The 15635-nt window shown below is 72.1% G+C and carries 16 protein-coding genes; 9 read left to right on the top strand and 7 right to left on the bottom strand.

What is annotated here, in order from left to right; translation table 11 throughout:
• Window positions 1–7: 7 nt before the first annotated feature.
• Together ABD285_RS01050 and melA are read right to left on the bottom strand one after the other, a co-directional pair.
• The gene (locus ABD285_RS01050; RefSeq protein WP_284253408.1) at window positions 8–853 is read right to left on the bottom strand and encodes a class II fructose-bisphosphate aldolase; all 846 of its coding nucleotides are present in this window, start codon (window positions 851–853) and stop codon (window positions 8–10) included.
• A complete protein-coding gene (gene melA, locus ABD285_RS01045) occupies window positions 850–2166 on the bottom strand; it encodes an alpha-galactosidase (protein ID WP_284253407.1) in 1317 nt (438 codons plus the stop codon). The genes ABD285_RS01050 and melA overlap by 4 nt, the downstream gene beginning before the upstream one ends.
• A gap of 81 nt (window positions 2167–2247) precedes the next feature.
• Between melA and ABD285_RS01040 the strand changes: the two genes are divergently transcribed.
• Window positions 2248–3093: a DeoR/GlpR family DNA-binding transcription regulator gene (locus ABD285_RS01040; protein WP_284253406.1), complete on the top strand. Its 846-nt coding sequence runs from the start codon at window positions 2248–2250 to the stop codon at window positions 3091–3093.
• A gap of 4 nt (window positions 3094–3097) precedes the next feature.
• Here ABD285_RS01040 and ABD285_RS01035 read toward each other — a convergent pair whose 3' ends face one another.
• From ABD285_RS01035 to ABD285_RS01015, 5 genes are read right to left on the bottom strand one after another with little or no spacing between them, the layout of a single operon-like run.
• Complete coding sequence (locus tag ABD285_RS01035; protein WP_344199527.1) at window positions 3098–3994, bottom strand: SMP-30/gluconolactonase/LRE family protein; 897 nt, start codon at window positions 3992–3994, stop codon at window positions 3098–3100.
• Between the two features lie 7 nt (window positions 3995–4001).
• Window positions 4002–4721: a triose-phosphate isomerase family protein gene (locus ABD285_RS01030; RefSeq protein WP_344199524.1), complete on the bottom strand. Its 720-nt coding sequence runs from the start codon at window positions 4719–4721 to the stop codon at window positions 4002–4004.
• A gap of 18 nt (window positions 4722–4739) precedes the next feature.
• Window positions 4740–5213, bottom strand: a complete 474-nt coding sequence (locus ABD285_RS01025; RefSeq protein WP_284253402.1) for a ribose-5-phosphate isomerase — start codon at window positions 5211–5213, stop codon at window positions 4740–4742.
• Window positions 5213–6937 carry a dihydroxyacetone kinase family protein gene (locus ABD285_RS01020; protein ID WP_284253401.1) on the bottom strand — a complete coding sequence of 575 codons (1725 nt, stop codon included), beginning with the start codon at window positions 6935–6937 and terminating at the stop codon, window positions 5213–5215. Before ABD285_RS01020 ends, ABD285_RS01025 begins: the two co-directional genes overlap by 1 nt.
• Window positions 6938–6959: 22 nt before the next feature.
• The gene (locus tag ABD285_RS01015) at window positions 6960–7481 is read right to left on the bottom strand and encodes a GNAT family N-acetyltransferase (RefSeq protein ID WP_284253400.1); all 522 of its coding nucleotides are present in this window, start codon (window positions 7479–7481) and stop codon (window positions 6960–6962) included.
• A 23-nt stretch (window positions 7482–7504) separates the two neighbouring features.
• On the opposite strand from ABD285_RS01015, the gene ABD285_RS01010 reads away from it, so the two are divergent.
• From ABD285_RS01010 to ABD285_RS00975, 8 genes are all read left to right on the top strand, one after another.
• Window positions 7505–8110: a uracil-DNA glycosylase family protein gene (locus ABD285_RS01010; protein WP_284253399.1), complete on the top strand. Its 606-nt coding sequence runs from the start codon at window positions 7505–7507 to the stop codon at window positions 8108–8110.
• A gap of 31 nt (window positions 8111–8141) precedes the next feature.
• Entirely contained in the window at window positions 8142–8981 is an 840-nt protein-coding gene (locus ABD285_RS01005; protein WP_284253398.1) for a nitrilase-related carbon-nitrogen hydrolase, read from the top strand.
• A complete protein-coding gene (gene hydA / locus ABD285_RS01000; protein WP_284253397.1) occupies window positions 8981–10417 on the top strand; it encodes a dihydropyrimidinase in 1437 nt (478 codons plus the stop codon). Before ABD285_RS01005 ends, hydA begins: the two co-directional genes overlap by 1 nt.
• Window positions 10418–10443: 26 nt before the next feature.
• The gene (locus ABD285_RS00995) at window positions 10444–11460 is read left to right on the top strand and encodes a TIGR03842 family LLM class F420-dependent oxidoreductase (RefSeq protein WP_284255622.1); all 1017 of its coding nucleotides are present in this window, start codon (window positions 10444–10446) and stop codon (window positions 11458–11460) included.
• Between the two features lie 64 nt (window positions 11461–11524).
• A complete protein-coding gene (locus ABD285_RS00990) occupies window positions 11525–12715 on the top strand; it encodes a thiolase family protein (protein WP_284253396.1) in 1191 nt (396 codons plus the stop codon).
• The gene (locus tag ABD285_RS00985) at window positions 12712–13800 is read left to right on the top strand and encodes an enoyl-CoA hydratase/isomerase family protein (RefSeq protein ID WP_344199516.1); all 1089 of its coding nucleotides are present in this window, start codon (window positions 12712–12714) and stop codon (window positions 13798–13800) included. The genes ABD285_RS00990 and ABD285_RS00985 overlap by 4 nt, the downstream gene beginning before the upstream one ends.
• A gap of 4 nt (window positions 13801–13804) precedes the next feature.
• The gene (locus tag ABD285_RS00980) at window positions 13805–14581 is read left to right on the top strand and encodes an enoyl-CoA hydratase-related protein (RefSeq protein ID WP_284253394.1); all 777 of its coding nucleotides are present in this window, start codon (window positions 13805–13807) and stop codon (window positions 14579–14581) included.
• The gene (locus ABD285_RS00975; RefSeq protein WP_284253393.1) at window positions 14578–15507 is read left to right on the top strand and encodes a cytochrome b/b6 domain-containing protein; all 930 of its coding nucleotides are present in this window, start codon (window positions 14578–14580) and stop codon (window positions 15505–15507) included. Before ABD285_RS00980 ends, ABD285_RS00975 begins: the two co-directional genes overlap by 4 nt.
• The last annotated feature ends 128 nt before the right edge of the window (window positions 15508–15635 follow it).

Below are 15635 nucleotides of genomic sequence, written 5' to 3'. Positions count from 1 at the left end.
CGGGCGGTCAGCCGCCGACGACGCGGCAGAGGTCGGCGACCGCGTCGGTCATCGCGTCGCGGGCGGGGCGCAGGTACTTCCGGGGATCGGTCAGCGCGGCATCCGCGGCGAGGGTCTCGCGCACCGCGCCCGTGAACGCCACGTTGAGCGCCGTGCCGATGTTGACCTTCCGGATGCCGGCCCCGACCGCCGCGGCGATCGTCGCATCCGGCACCCCCGACGATCCGTGCAGCACGAGCGGTGCGGCGACCGCGCCCGCCAGCCGGCCGACGAGGTCGAGGTCGAGGTCGGCGGTGCGGGCCGTCATCGCGTGCGAGCTGCCGACCGCGACCGCGAGGCCGTCGATGCCGGTCGCGGCCGCGAACGCCGCCGCTTCGGCCGGGTCGGTGCGCACGCCGGGCGCATGGGCCCCGTCCTTGCCGCCCACCTCGCCGAGCTCGGCCTCGACCCACAGTCCGGCGGCGCCGGCGCGGGCACCGAGGTCGCGGGTGAGCGCGACGTTGTCGGCGTAGGGCAGCGTCGAGGCGTCGACCATGATCGACGAGATGCCGAGGCGCGGCCCGTCGGCGATGACCTGCTCGGCGAGCGCGACGTCGTCGATGTGGTCGAGATGGATCGCCACCCGCACCCCCGCGTTCTCGGCGAGCGCCCGGCAGGCGCTCGCGATCGGCGCGAGCGAGCCGTGGTACCGCACCGCGTTCTGACTGAGCTGCAGCAGCACGTCAACGCCCGCCGCCCGCGCGCCGGCGACGATCGCCTCGGCGTGCTCGAGGGTGATGACGTTGAAGCTCGGCACCGCGACGCCGCGTGCCACGGCATCCGCGACGAGGTCGGCGGTGCGGGCGAGGGTCATGCCCAGGTGGCGGGCAGGCTCACCCGGAGCGGCTCCGGCAGCAGGTCGCCGTGGGCGGCGACGAGGTCGTTGCACATCGCCCAGATCTGCTCCGGCGTGACCGACGAGCTCGCGTTCGGGTCGACGAGCACGGCCTGGCGCACGAGCAGCGGATCGCCCATGCGGGCGGCCTCGACGGCCAGGCGTCCGACCGAGATGTAGTTCAGGTTCTGGCTGGCCGGCCCCCAGGGCAGCGAACCCATGTTCTGGGGGTGCAGCCCCTGGCCGTCGACGACGACCGGCACCTCGACGACGGCGTCGCCGGGCAGGTTGTCGATGAGCCCGCGGTTCGGGAGGTTGCCGTGGATCTCGACGCTCGTGCCGGTGGTGATCGCGTTGATGATCTTGGGAGCGTACTCGCCCTCGCCGTGCTCGAGCTCGAGCTCCTCGCCCTTCGCGAGCGACGCCTTCGCGTCCTCGAACTCCTGCACGTTGCCCTCGCTGATGCCGAGGTACTGCAGCGGCTCGATGCGGTACTTCGCGATCTGCTCGGGCGAGCGCAGGAACCACGACAGGTACTCCGACGAGTGCTCGCTCGTCTCGGTCGGGTAGTAGCCGAACCGTTCGAGCATCTCCACCCGCACCCGGCGCTGCAGCTCGGGATCGCCCAGGATCCGCTCGCGGAGCCGGGGGTAGAGGTCCTCGCCGTCGAGTGTCCACTCGAGCAGCCAGGCCTGATGGTTGACGCCGGCGGCGCGGTAGCGCACGCGCTCGAACGGGGCGCCGACGAGGGCGCTCAGGCCGTGCGCGGTCCAGTACACGCTGTGGCAGAGCCCGATCGCCCGCAGCTCGGGTGCCGCCACCGACAGCCACCAGATGTTCATGGCCATCGGGTTGGTGTAGTTCAGGAGCATCGCCTCCGGGCACACCTCGCGCATGTCGGCGGCGAGGCCCGAGAGGAAGGGGAACGTGCGCAGGGCGCGGAACACGCCGCCGACCCCGGTCGTGTCGCCGATCGTCTGCTTCAGGCCGTACCGGGCGGGGATCTCGAGGTCCTTCCTGGTGCCGTCGATCCCGCCGACCTGCACCATGTTCACCACGAAGTCCGCGCCCTCGAGCGCGCGGCGACGATCGGCCTCCGGCCGGACCACGAGGTGCGTGCCGGCGCGGTCGTTCACCTGCCGCGCGGTGCCCTCGGCGACCGCCAGGCGGTCGGGGTCGATGTCGTGCAGCACCAGTTCGAGGCCGTCGAGATCCGGGTAGCCGACCAGGTCGGTCACGAGCTGCCGGGTGAAGACGACGCTGCCGGCTCCGATGAACACCACACGAGTCATGGGGCCATCCTCCTGACGCCTGATCGATTTCTGCAACAGAATGAGCACTCGTGCTAAAAAGCGATCATTTACACTGAGCGCATGACCATGGCGGGACAGCAGCGGGAACCCCGCCCGTACGCGACATCGATGAAGCGCTCCGAGCGGATGCTGTCGATCCTCGACATGCTGACCTCCTCCGGATCGCTGCCGCTCGCCGCGCTCTCGGAGTCGCTGCAGGTCTCGCCGGCCACCATCCGTCGCGACCTGGCCGAGCTCGAGGACCAGATGCTGCTGCGCCGGACCCACGGCGGCGCCCGGATCATCGAGACCGAGGTCGAGCTGCCGGTGCGGCTCAAGGACACCCAGTTCCGGGAGGCCAAGCGGCTGATCGCCCGCAAGGCGGCCCAGCTGATCCCCACCGGCCGGCACGTGGTCGCGTTCAGCGGCGGCACGACCACCGCCGAGGTCGCTCGCGTGCTCTCGACCCGGCACGACTTCACGATCGTCACGAACTCGCTCACGATCGCGACCCAGGTCGCCTCGCGCCAGACGCTGCAGCTGATCATGACCGGCGGGGTCGTGCGACCGCACTCGTTCGAGCTCGTCGGGGTGCTCGCCGAGCGCAGCTTCAGCGCCATCAACATCGGCACCGCGGTGCTCGGCACCGACGGGATGAGCGCGGCAGGAGGTGCGACGACCTACGACGAGACCGAGGCCCGCACCAACCTCGCGATGGTGACCCAGGCCGAGCGGGTCATCGTCGTGGCCGACGGGTCGAAGATCGGCCGGGTCACGCTCGCCCCGGTCGCGAGCGTCGAGGCGATCACCGACCTCGTGACCGACTCCTCCGCCGACGCCCAGGAGCTCGAGCGGATCGGCGCGAGCGGCATCCGCGTGCACATCGCCGACGAGGCGGACAGCCGGAGCCGCACGACCCGCGACTGAGCCCTCAGCCGAGGGGTTCGGGCCGCGGGGCGGCCGTCGTGGTCGTGCGCAGCCGGTACAGGCTGGTCGACGCGGTGATGTACAGCTCGTCGCCGTCGGGGCCGCCGAACGCGACGTTCGCCGTGCGCTCGCCGACGTCGACCCGGGCGAGCTCGGTGCCGTCGGGCGCCCACACGGCGACGCCGCCGCTCGGCCCCCGCGACCACGACGTCCAGATGCGACCCTCGACGTCGACCCGGAAGCCGTCGGCCGCGCTCGGATCGCCGAGCTCGCGCGGGTTCGCGACCCCCGCGCCCACGACGTCGAACGCCCGCACGTAGTCCCGATCGCCCTGACCGTCACCCGTGTTGGCGACGTAGAGCACCGACTCGTCGGGGGAGAACGCGAGGCCGTTCGGGCGCACCATGTCGGTGATGACGGGCGTCAGCTCCCCGGTCGCCTCGACGAAGCGGAAGACGAAGCAGCCGCCGTACTCCTGCACTCCCGCGTGGCCCTCGATCTCGTCGGGCTGGATCCCGTAGGGCGGGTCCGTGAACCAGATCGCGCCGTCCGAGGCGACCACGACGTCGTTCGGCGAGTTGAGGCGACGCCCGTCGAAGGCGTCGACGATCGAGGTCACCACGCCGTCGACGTCGCGCTCCACCCGGCGTCGGCCGTGCGAGCACTGCACCACCTGACCGGCGAGGTCGAGGGTGCGGCCGTTGGTGAACTCGGGGGCGTCGTCGTAGACGATCGTCTCGCCCGTCTCGCGATGCCACTGCATGATGCGGTTGTTCGGGATGTCGCTCCAGCGCAGGGCGTCGAGCCCCGGCAGCCAGACGGGCCCCTCGCCCCAGCGCGAGCCGGTCCAGAGCCGCTCGGGCTCTCCGGCGATGAGGTCGGTGCTGCGGGGGGCGTTCACCCTCCGATCATGCCGGTGCGGAGCCGGTGCGCGCGACCGCCTCCTCGATCACCGTCTTCAGCGCGCGCACCTCATGGGCGCGGCGACCGAGGAAGACGCCGTCGACGGCGTCGCCGAGCCGGGCGAGCAGGCCGGGACCGGCGCTGCCGCCGTAGATCACCGCGTCGCCGGGGTCGCGCGAAGCGGCACGCAGGGCGGCCGCGACCGCGCGGATGTGCTCGTCCGGCGCGGGATCCATCGCGCTGATCGCCCACACGGGTTCGTACGCGACGATCACGCGCCCCGGGGGCGCGCCGGCGAGCGCCGAGCGCACCTGGGCGACGGAGACGGCCGCGGCATCCGGACCGTCCTCGGTCTCGCCGACGCACAGCACCGGCACCAGGCCGTGCCGCAGGGCGGCCGCCGTCTTCGCCGCGACCACCTCGTCGGTGTCGCCGTAGAGCCGCCGCCGCTCGGCGTGACCGATCACGGCGTACCGCACGCCGGCCTCCTCGAGCTCGGCGGCGGTCACCTCGCCGGTGAAGGGGCCGGGTTCCTCAGCCGAGACGTCCTGGGCCGCCGTGCCGTCCGGGAACGCCTCGAGCCCGTCGGGGATCGCGAGGTAGCTCGGCGCGACGAAGAACTCGACGGAACCCGGGACGACCCCGGCCGCCTCGATCAGCCAGGCACGCGCGTCGGCGAGCGAGAAGTAGGCCTTGAGGCTCACCCCGACGATCGGCCGCGTCATCGGCTCAGCGCTCGACCGTCAGCACTGGCCGGTGGTCTCGTACTCGGTGATGACGGCGACCTTCGCGGCGCTCGCGCTGGACTCGTCGAAGCGGTACGTCAGCCACTCGCGGGCGAGCTTGCGCGCGAGCTCGATGCCGACGACGCGCTGGCCCATGCACAGCACCTGCGCGTTGTTGCTCAGCACGCCGCGCTCGACGGAGTACCCGTCGTGCGCCGTGACCGCCCGGATGCCCGGGACCTTGTTCGCGGAGATCGCGACCCCGAGTCCGGTGCCGCAGATCAGCAGCGCGCGATCGGCCTCGCCGCGCGCGACCATCTCCGCCGCCTCGACCGCGACCTTCGGGTACGGGGTGTGCCCATCGGCGTCCACGCCCACATCGACGACTGATTCGACGAGGTCGCTGCCCTCGAGATCCTTCTTGAGGATCTCCTTGTAGTCGAAGCCGGCGTCGTCGCTGCCGACCACGATCCGCCATTTCTGCTGCGTCATCAGTTGCCTTCCTCCAGAACCGCGGCGACCGCGGTCACGATCAATGCGAACGAGTGTGCGCCGGGATCGGCCGTGCCGAGCGACTTCTCGCCATGCGCACGGGAACGCCCGAGGTGGGGCACGAGGTCGGCGGTCGCCGCGGCCGCCTCGGTGGCCGCGTCCGCGGCCGCGGCCCACGCGACGGCGAGACCGTCGCCCTGGCGCTGGTCGAGGACTCCGGCGAACGGCACGATCGCGTCGACCATCGTCTTGTCGCCGACCGACGCGCCGCCGGTCTCCCGCAGCCGCTGCTCGGCGGCGGCGACCCCGCTCACGACGGTCGTCGTGTCGGGTCGCTCCTCGTCGCCGACGGTCTGCGCGAGCGTGCGGAGCAGGAGTCCCCAGAGCACGCCCGAGGTGCCGCCGGCGCGGTCCGACCAGGCGTCGGCCGCCATGCCGAGCGTCGTGCCCGCGCCCGCGCCGCGCGCCACCGCATCCTCGGCGGCGTCGACGGCGGCGTGCACGCCGCGCTGCATGCCGATGCCGTGGTCGCCGTCGCCGGCCACCGCGTCCATGCGGCCGAGCTCGTCGGCGTTCGCGTCGATGACGTCCTTCGCGGCCCGCAGGCTCGCCAGCACCGTCGCGGCGGCATCCCGCGACTCGGCGCTCGCGGGCGGGATCGCCGTGGCCGCCTCGTCGGCCTGCGCCAGCTCCTCATCGCTCAGCGGCTCCACCTCGAGGCTCCCCGTGCGGAACGAGGGCGTCACCGCGGGCGCCGCCCAGAGCCGCTCGAGCCCCTCGTCGAGCCAGGTGATGGTGAGCGACAGGCCGGCCATGTCGAAGCTCGTGCAGAACTCGCCGACCTCCGAGAACGCGACCTCGACGCCGGCCTCGGCGAGCAGCCGCGCGACCGAGCGGTAGACGACGAACATCTCCTCGTACTTGACGGTGCCGAGGCCGTTGAGGATCACGAGCGCACGCTGCCCCCGGGCCTCGGGCACGTCATCCGGCAGCTCGCCGAGCAGCGCCTCGACGAGCATCCGGGCCAGCCCGTCGGCGGTCGGCACGTCGGTCTCGCTGATGCCGGGCTCGCCGTGGATGCCCATCCCGACCGCCATGCGCCCCTCCGGCACCGTGAACAGCGGCTCGCTCGCCCCCGGGAAGGTGCACCCCGAGAACGCGACCCCGAGCGTGCGCGTGCGGTCGTTGGCGTGGCTCGCGGCCGCGACGACGTCGGCGAGCGCCGCGCCCTCCTCGGCGAGCGCACCGGCGACCTTGTAGACGACGAGGCCGCCCGCGATGCCGCGGCGCTTCGAGCGCTCGGATGCCGGGGCGCTCGAGATGTCGTCGGTCACCCAGAGGGTCCGGACGTCGATCCCGTCGGCGCGCATCGCCTCCGCCGCCGCCGTGAAGTTGAGCACGTCGCCCGCGTAGTTGCCGCAGGTCAGCAGCACGCCACCGCCGTGGTCGGCCGCGCGGCCCACCGACTCCACCTGGTGGGCGCTGGGCGAGGCGAACAGGTTGCCCATCGCGGCGCCGCTGGCCAGCCCCGGGCCGACCAGGCCCGCGAACGCCGGGTAATGACCGGAGCCGCCCCCGATGACGACGGCCGAACTGCCCGGCCGCGACACGGTCGAGCGGACCACGCCGCCGGTCACGCCGCGCACCAGGTCGCCGTTGGCATCGATGAACCCCTCGCGCAGCTCGTCGGCGAACGCGGCGGGGTCGTTGAAGAGACGGGTCATGCCCTCGATCTTGCCGCGTCGCTCACGCCGATGTCGCCGCCGCCGTCGCGCGCGCGAGCAGCGCGACCTCCACGGCGCCGCCCTTCGTGTGCTGGCGGCCGACCTCGGCGAAGCCGAGCCCGAGGTGGAAGCGCATCGAACCGGGGTTCGGCGGCTGCAGGTTGACCTCGCACAGCACCTCGGCGACGCCGCGCACCGCCGCCGTGGCGAACACCGTCTCGTAGAGCCGGCGACCGACGCCGGTGCCGCGCAGGCGCGGCGCCACCACGATCCGGTCGACGTAGAGGAAGTCGGTGCCGGCCGCGCTCGCGCGCTCCGAGAACCAGCGGTAGTTCTCGCTCGCGTAGTCGAGCCCCGGCGGCAGGGCGAGCAGCAGACCGGCCGGCTCGCCGTCGTCGACCGCGAGCGCCAGCGTGCTGTCGTCCGCGAGCCGGGTGAACTCGTCGACTGAGACCACGTTGACGGCCGGAGCCGCGTCGGTGTTGAGCGCGACGAGGGCCGCGATGTCGCCCGCTTCGATCGGGCGCAAGACGGGCGTGCTCACTCCTCCGAGGCTATCGTCGCGGTATGGGCACGGATGCCGCAGCCGGCCAGGCGGCGATCGACGCCGTCCGTGAGGCGGTCATCGCCGATCCCGAGAACGCCGTCTTCACCGCGCAGGGCTGGCGGCCGCTGTTCGCGGCGGCACCGGGGGCGCGGATCGTCATCGTCGGTCAGGCCCCGGGCGCGCGAGCGCAGGCCAGCGGCATCCTGTTCGACGACGCGAGCGGCGTGAACCTCGTCGAGTGGCTCGGCGTGGACGAGGCGACCTTCCGCGATCCGGGGCGCATCGCCATCCTGCCCATGGACTTCTACTACCCCGGGCGCGGGGCGAGCGGCGATCTGCCGCCGCGGCGCGGGTTCGCCGACCGCTGGCATCCGGCGCTGCTGGCGCAGCTGTCCGACGTGCGGCTGACCCTGCTCATCGGCACGACGGCGCAGCAGCACTATCTCGGCGCACGCCGCAAGGCGAACCTCACCGAGACGGTGCGGGCGTTCCGCGACTACCTGCCCGACCAGCTGCCGCTCGTGCACCCGTCGCCGCTGAACTTCCGCTGGCAGGGGCGCAACCCGTGGTTCCGGGAGGATGTGCTGCCGGCGCTGCGCTCGGAGGTCACGCGCGCGCTCACGTGACCCGCGGACCCCGCCGGACTATCGTCCTTCCATGAGAGCCGCCATCACGCAGACCACCTGGACCGGCGACAAGGCCTCGATGCTCGACAAGCACGAGCAGTTCGCGCGCGATGCGAAGGCGCAGGGCGCGGAGGTCATCTGCTTCCAGGAGCTGTTCTACGGTCCGTACTTCGGCATCACCGAGGACAAGAAGTACTACGCGTACGCCGAGCCCGCCGACGGTCCGATCGTGCAGCGCTTCGCCGCGCTCGCGAAGGAGCTCGGCATGGTCATGATCCTCCCGATATACGAGGAGGAGATGACCGGCGTGTACTACAACACGGCGGTGATCGTGGATGCCGACGGACGCGTGCTCGGCAAGTACCGCAAGCACCACATCCCGCATCTCGACCGGTTCTGGGAGAAGTTCTACTTCCGCCCCGGCAACCTCGGCTACCCCGTGTTCGACACCGCCGTCGGCAAGGTCGGCCTCTACATCTGCTACGACCGGCACTTCCCGGAGGGCTGGCGCGAGCTCGGCCTCGGCGGGGCGCACATGGTGTTCAACCCGAACGCGACCAAGCCGGGGCTCAGCAACCGGCTGTGGGAGGTGGAGGGCCCGGCCGCGGCGGTCGCGAACGGCTACTTCGTGCTGCAGCCGAACCGCGTCGGCCGGGAGGACAACGAGTACGGCGAGCTCGCCGTCGACTTCTACGGCACGAGCCAGGTCATCGACCCGCGCGGCAACTTCGTGGGCGAGCGCGGCTCCGGAACCGACGAGGAGCTGCTGATCCGCGACCTCGACCTCGACCTGGTGCGGCAGATGCGCGACGACTGGCAGTTCTACCGCGACCGCCGGCCCGAGTCCTACACGAGGACGGTGATGCCCTGATGGCCACGACCCTCATCGCCGGCGGCACGGTCGTCTCCTCGACCGGGCGCGGGGCGGCCGACGTGCTCGTCGACGGCGAGCAGATCGCGGCGGTGCTGCAGCCCGGCTCGAGCCTGCTCGGCAGCGACCTGCGCGCGAGCGTCGACCGGGTGGTCGACGCGACCGGAAAATACGTGTTCCCGGGCGGCATCGACGCGCACACGCACATGGAGATGCCGTTCGGCGGCACCAACGCCTCCGACACGTTCGAGACCGGAACACGCGCGGCGGCGTGGGGCGGCACGACGACGATCGTCGACTTCGTCGTGCAGTACCCCGACCAGAACGTCCTCGACCAGTACCGGCTCTGGCACGAGAAGGCCGCCGGCAACTGCGCGATCGACTACGGGTTCCACCAGATCCTGAGCGACGTGCAGGATGCCAGCCTCACCGCGATGGACGAGCTCATCGACGAGGGCGTCACGAGCTTCAAGCTCTTCATGGCGTACAAGGGCGTGTTCCTGAGCGACGACGGCCAGATCCTGCGGGCGTTCCAAAAGGGCGCGTCGAACGGCGCGATGATGATGATGCACGCCGAGAACGGCGGGATCATCGACGTGCTCGTGCAGCAGGCCCTCGCCCGCGGCGAGACGACCCCGTTCTTCCACGGCACCACGCGTCCGTGGCAGGCGGAGGAGGAGGCCACCCACCGCGCGATCATGATCGCCCACCTCACCGGCGTCCCGCTCTACGTCGTGCACGTCAGCGCCAAGCAGGCGGTCGCGCAGATCGCGGCCGCCCGCGACTTCGGTCTCAACGTGTTCGGCGAGACCTGCCCGCAGTACCTCTACCTCTCGCTCGAGGAGCAGCTCGGCGCGCGGAGCGACGAGTGGGGCGACTTCGAGGGGGCCAAATGGGTCTGCTCGACGCCGCTGCGCGCGCGGGCCGACGGGCACCAGGACCACATGTGGCAGGCGCTGCGCACCAACGACATCCAGATGGTCTCGACCGACCACTGCCCGTTCTGCATGAAGGGGCAGAAGGACATGGGGCTGGGCGACTTCTCCAAGATCCCGAACGGCATCGGCTCGGTCGAGCACCGCATGGACCTGCTCTACCAGGGCGTCGTCGACGGCCGGTTGACGCTCGAGCGCTTCGTCGAGATCACGTCGACGACCCCCGCGCGCATGTTCGGCATGTACGGGCGCAAGGGCGTCATCCAGCCCGGCGCCGACGCCGACCTCGTCGTCTACGACCCGAACGGGCACACGACGATCGGGGTGGATGCCACGCACCACATGAACATGGACTACTCGGCCTGGGAGGGCTTCGAGATCGACGGCCACGTCGACACCGTGCTCTCGCGCGGCAAGGTGATCGTCGACGAGACCGGCTACGTCGGCTCCAAGGGCGACGGCCGGTACATCAAGCGCGGCCTGTCGCAGTACCTGATCTGAGGGACGGGACCATGGCCAGCTCCTCGATGACGTTCGGCGCCGTCCTGCAGACCGACCCGCCCGCCTCGCGCGCCGTCGCGCTCGCGAAGCTGGCGGAGCAGCACGGGTTCAGCAACGTCTGGACCTTCGACTCGCACCTGCTCTGGCAGGAGCCGTACGTCATCTACAGCCGGATCCTCGCCGAGACCCAGCGCATCAAGGTGGGCCCGTTCGTCACCAACCCGGCGACGCGCGACTGGACCGTCACGGCATCGGTGTTCGCGACGCTCAACGAGATGTACGGCAACCGCACCGTGATCGGGATCGGGCGCGGTGACTCCGCCGTGCGCGTCACGAACGGCCACCCGACGACGCTGGCCGAGCTGCGGGAGGCGATCCACGTCATCCGGGAGCTCGCCAACAGCCGCGCCGTCGAGTACCACGACGCGACGCTGCGCTTCCCGTGGTCGACCGGCAGCGAGGTCGAGGTGTGGGTCGCCGCCTACGGGCCGCAGGCGCTCAAGCTCGCGGGTGAGGTCGGCGACGGCTACATCCTGCAGCTGGCTGACATCGACGTGGCGAAATGGATGATCGGCAAGGTGCGCGAGGCCGCCGAGGCCGCGGGGCGCGATCCGGATGCGGTGAAGTTCTGCGTCGCCGCGCCGTTCTACATCGGCGACGACCGGGATCACATGCGCGACCAGACCCGCTGGTTCGGCGGCATGGTCGGCAACCACGTGCACGACGTCGTGATGCGGTACGGGGAGCACGCCGACTTTCCCGAGGTGCTCGTGGACTACATCAAAGGCCGCACGGGCTACGACTACAACTCGCACGGCAAGGCCGAGAACGACCATGTCGACTTCGTGCCCGACGAGATCGTCGACCGGTTCTGCCTGCTCGGCACGGCCGACGAGCACATCGCCAAGCTGAAGCAGCTGCAGGCGATCGGCGTCGACCACTTCGCGGGGTACCTGCAGCACGACTCCAAGGAGGAGACGCTGCGCGTCTACGGCGAGACCGTGATCCCGGCGATGCGGGAGCACCTCGCGGCGAAGTCCTGAAGCCCCCGCCCGAGTTCGGCAGCCGCTCCTCGACCCGCTCGGGTGCGGGGACGAGGATGGGGGCATGCGCGAAGCGGTCATCGTCGACGTCGTCCGCACGCCGATCGGCAAGGGCAAGGCGGGCGGGATGCTGTCGGGCTGGCATCCGGTCGACCTGCTCGCGCACGTGCTGCGGGCGCTCGCGGAGCGGACCGGCGTCGACCCGGCGACGATCGACGACGTCATCGTCGGCTGCGTCACGCAGGCCGGCGAGCAGTCGATGAACGTCGCGCGCAACGCCGTACTCGCCGCCGGGTGGCCGGTGGCCGTTCCGGCGGTCAGCATCGACCGGCAGTGCGGCTCGTCGCAGCAGGCGCTGCACTTCGCGGCGCAGGGCGTCATGGCCGGCGCGTACGACGTCGCGGTCGCCGCGGGCGTCGAGTCGATGTCACGGGTGCCGATGTTCTCGGCGGTGCAGGGCGCCGACGCGACAGGTCCCGACGTCGCGAGACGGTTCGCCGACGCCGGCGGCCTGGTTCCCCAGGGGATCTCGGCCGAGCTGATCGCCGCGCGGTGGCGGCTGACGCGCACGGAGCTCGACGCCTATGCTGCCGGGTCGCACGCGCGGGCGGTCGCGGCATCCCCGACGGGTATCGTGCCGACGTCGGTCGATCGCGGCGACGGACGCACCGCCGAGCTCGCGACGCGCGACGAGGGCATCCGGCCGGGCAGCTCCGTGGAGTCGCTGGCCGGCCTCGCGCCCGCGTTCCGCACCGAGGAGCTCGCGGCTCGGCATCCGGAGCTCGGCTGGGTCGTCACGGCCGGCAACGCCTCCCAGATCTCCGACGGCGCGTCCGCCGCGCTCGTCATGGAGCGCGGGCTGGCCGAGCGGCTCGGGATGCGTCCGCGTGCGGTCGTGCGCGCGTTCTCGGTGGTGGGCGACGATCCGCTGCTGATGCTCACCGGCGTCATCCCGGCGACGCGCAAGGTGCTCGAGGGTGCGGGCATCGCGCTGGGCGACATCGACGTGTTCGAGGTCAACGAGGCGTTCGCGTCGGTGGTGCTGGCGTGGCAGCGCGAGACGGGCGCCGACCCCGAGCGCGTCAACGTGCACGGCGGCGCGATCGCGAACGGGCATCCGCTCGGCGCCTCCGGCACCAAGCTGCTCGGCACGCTGCTCGACGTGCTCGACGAGCGCGGCGCGCGCTTCGGCCTGCAGACCATGTGCGAGGGCGGCGGGATGGCGAACGCCACCATCGTGGAGCGCGTCGCGTGAGCGATTCCGACGCCACGGAGCCCGACCCCACGGTGCTCGTCGAGCGCCGCGGCCGGCTCGGCGTCATCACGCTCAATCGCCCGCGCGTCATCAACGCGCTCGACCGGGGGATGGTCGACGCGGTGTCGGCGACCCTGGCCGACTGGGCGGACGACGACGCGGTCGCGACCGTGCTCGTGAGCGGTGCGGGCGAGCGCGGCCTCTGCGCGGGCGGCGACATCGTCGGCATGTACCGCTCCGCCGTCGACGGCACCGACGCGGCGGCCGCGTTCTGGCGCGCCGAGTACCGCATGAACGCGGCCATCGCGCACTATCCGAAGCCCTACGTCGCGTTCATGGACGGCATCGTGCTGGGCGGCGGCGTCGGCATCTCGGCCCACGGCTCGCACCGGGTCGTCACCGAGCGCACCCGCATCGGGATGCCCGAGACCGGGATCGGCTTCGTCCCGGATGTCGGGGGCACGCGGCTGCTCGCGCGCGCGCCGGGGGAGCTCGGCACCCACGCCGCCCTCACCGGCGGCATGTTCTCGGGCGCCGACGCGATCGCGCTCGGGATGGCGGACGCGTTCGTGCCGTCCGTGCGCCTGGCCGAGGTGGCCGCCGCCCTCGAGGCGACGGACGCGGATGCCGCGATCGCCGCCGTCGCCGAGGCGCCGCCCGCCTCCGAGCTGCTCGCGCAGCGCGACTGGATCGACGAGGCCTATGCGGGCGACGACGTCGCCGCGATCCTCGAGCGGCTGCGTTCCGGCGACGAGCCCGCCCGAACCGCCGCGGCGGTGATCGAGACCCGCTCACCCACCGCGCTCGCCGTGACCCTGCGCGCGCTCCGGATCGCCGCCACCGAGCCGACGCTCGACGACGCGCTGCGGCGCGACTACCGCGTGGGCCTGCATGCGCTGCGCTGGCCCGATTTCGCGGAAGGCATCCGGGCGCAGGTCATCGACAAGGACCGCTCGCCGCGCTGGAACCCCGCCTCGCTCGCCGAGGTCGACTCGGCCGTCGTGACCGCTGCGTTCGCGCCCGTCGACCCGGAGCTCGACCTCGGTCAGGACCTCGGGACGGGCGACGGCTCGCCGGTAGGCTGACGGCATGCCCGGCGAGACCCCCGTCCGCGTCGAGCGGCGCGGCCGTGTGGCGCTCCTCACCCTCGACCGGCCCGAGGTGCTCAACGCTCTCGACAGCGGGCTCATCACCGCCCTGGTCGACGAGCTCGAGACACTCGATGCCGACGACGGCATCGGCGCGATCGTGCTCACCGGGTCGGATCGCGCGTTCGCCGCCGGCGCCGACATCGCCGAGATGGCCTCGCTCGACTACGCGCACTTCGCCGTGCACGGCCAGTTCGCCGAGTGGCAGCGCGTGCCGGCGCTGCGCACGCCGCTCATCGCCGCGGTCGCCGGTTACGCGCTCGGCGGCGGCTGCGAGCTCGCCATGCTCTGCGACCTCATCATCGCGGCCGACACCGCCCAGTTCGGCCAGCCGGAGCTCGCGCTCGGCGTCATCCCGGGCCTCGGCGGCACGCAGCGTCTCACGCGCGCCGTCGGCAAGGCGCTCGCGATGGACATGGTGCTCACCGGGCGCCGCATCGACGCCGCCGAGGCGCTCGCCGCCGGCCTCGTCGCCCGGGTCGTGCCCGCCGATCAGCTGCTCGCCACCGCGCTCGAGGTGGCGCAGGCGATCGCCTCCCGCTCGCTCCCGGTCGTCTACGCCGCCAAAGAGGCCGTCAACGTCGCGCAGGAGACGACCCTCGCCGAGGGCCTGCGCTTCGAGCGCCGCGCGTTCGGCGCGATGTTCGCGCTGCACGACCAGAAGGAGGGCATGGCGGCCTTCCTGCAGAAGCGACCGCCGGACATCGAGCACCGGTGAGCGCATCCGGTGCGGCGCCCGCCCGGCGCCGTCTGCTCCATCTGCTCTGGATCGTGCCCGCCGCCGCGGTCGCCGCGGTGCTCGTCGTGGTCGCGGCGCAGGCGATCCGCGACTCGGACGCCGGTCATGCCTTCCTCACGGCGTTCCCGGGCACCTCCGCGCTGCCGGACTGGACGCCGGTCGGCTTCCCCGCCTGGCTGGCGTGGCAGCACGGCCTGACCGCGTTCCTGCTGCTGTTCATCGTGCGCAGCGGCTGGAGCATCCGGTACGCCGGTCGCCCCGACACGTTCTGGGTCCGGCGCAACGACGGTCGCATCCGCACCGCGGGCCAGCCCGTGCGGATCGGCCTGCAGGTGTGGTTCCACCTCGCCCTCGACGCGCTGCTGATCCTGAACGGTGCGATCTTCTACGTGCTGCTGTTCGTGACCGGCCAATGGGTGCGCGTGATCCCGGTGCACTGGGATGCCGTGCCCAATGCCGTCTCGGCTCTCCTGCAGTACGCGTCGCTGCACTGGCCGGCCGACGACGGCTGGACCAACTACAACGCCCTGCAGCTGATCAGCTACGGGGTGGTGATCTTCGTGCTCGCCCCGGCGGCGATCCTCACCGGCATCCGGCTCACACCCGGATTCACGGTGCGCCTGCGCCCGCTCGACCGCGTCTTCCCGATCCGCGTGGCGCGGCGCATCCACGTCGCCGTCATGGTGCTGTTCCTGGCGTTCATCGTCGTGCACGTGTTCCTCGTGCTCGCCACGGGGGCGCTGCGCAACCTCAACCACGTGTACGCGGTGCGCGACGACGCGAGCTGGGCCGGCGCGATCGTGTTCGCCGCCACCGTCGCGGTCATGGTGGCCGCGTGGTTCGTGCTGCGCCCGGCGGTGCTGCGCGCGCTGGCGGGCACGACGGGCACCATCCGCCGGCGCTGAGCGGCTCGGTGCGGCGGCGAACGGCCTGTATGTTCGCGAACTTTCCATCGCGAAAGGTTGCGCGCGGGCACGCCGGACGGTAAGCACGTGGGTGAGCCGGAATCAGGGGGACCCTGTCTGGGGTCACG

It is taken from the genome of Pseudolysinimonas kribbensis (genome assembly GCF_039531715.1).
Taxonomy (GTDB): Bacteria; Actinomycetota; Actinomycetes; order Actinomycetales; family Microbacteriaceae; genus Pseudolysinimonas; species Pseudolysinimonas kribbensis.
This window is presented reverse-complemented; position numbering and strand designations above follow the sequence as displayed.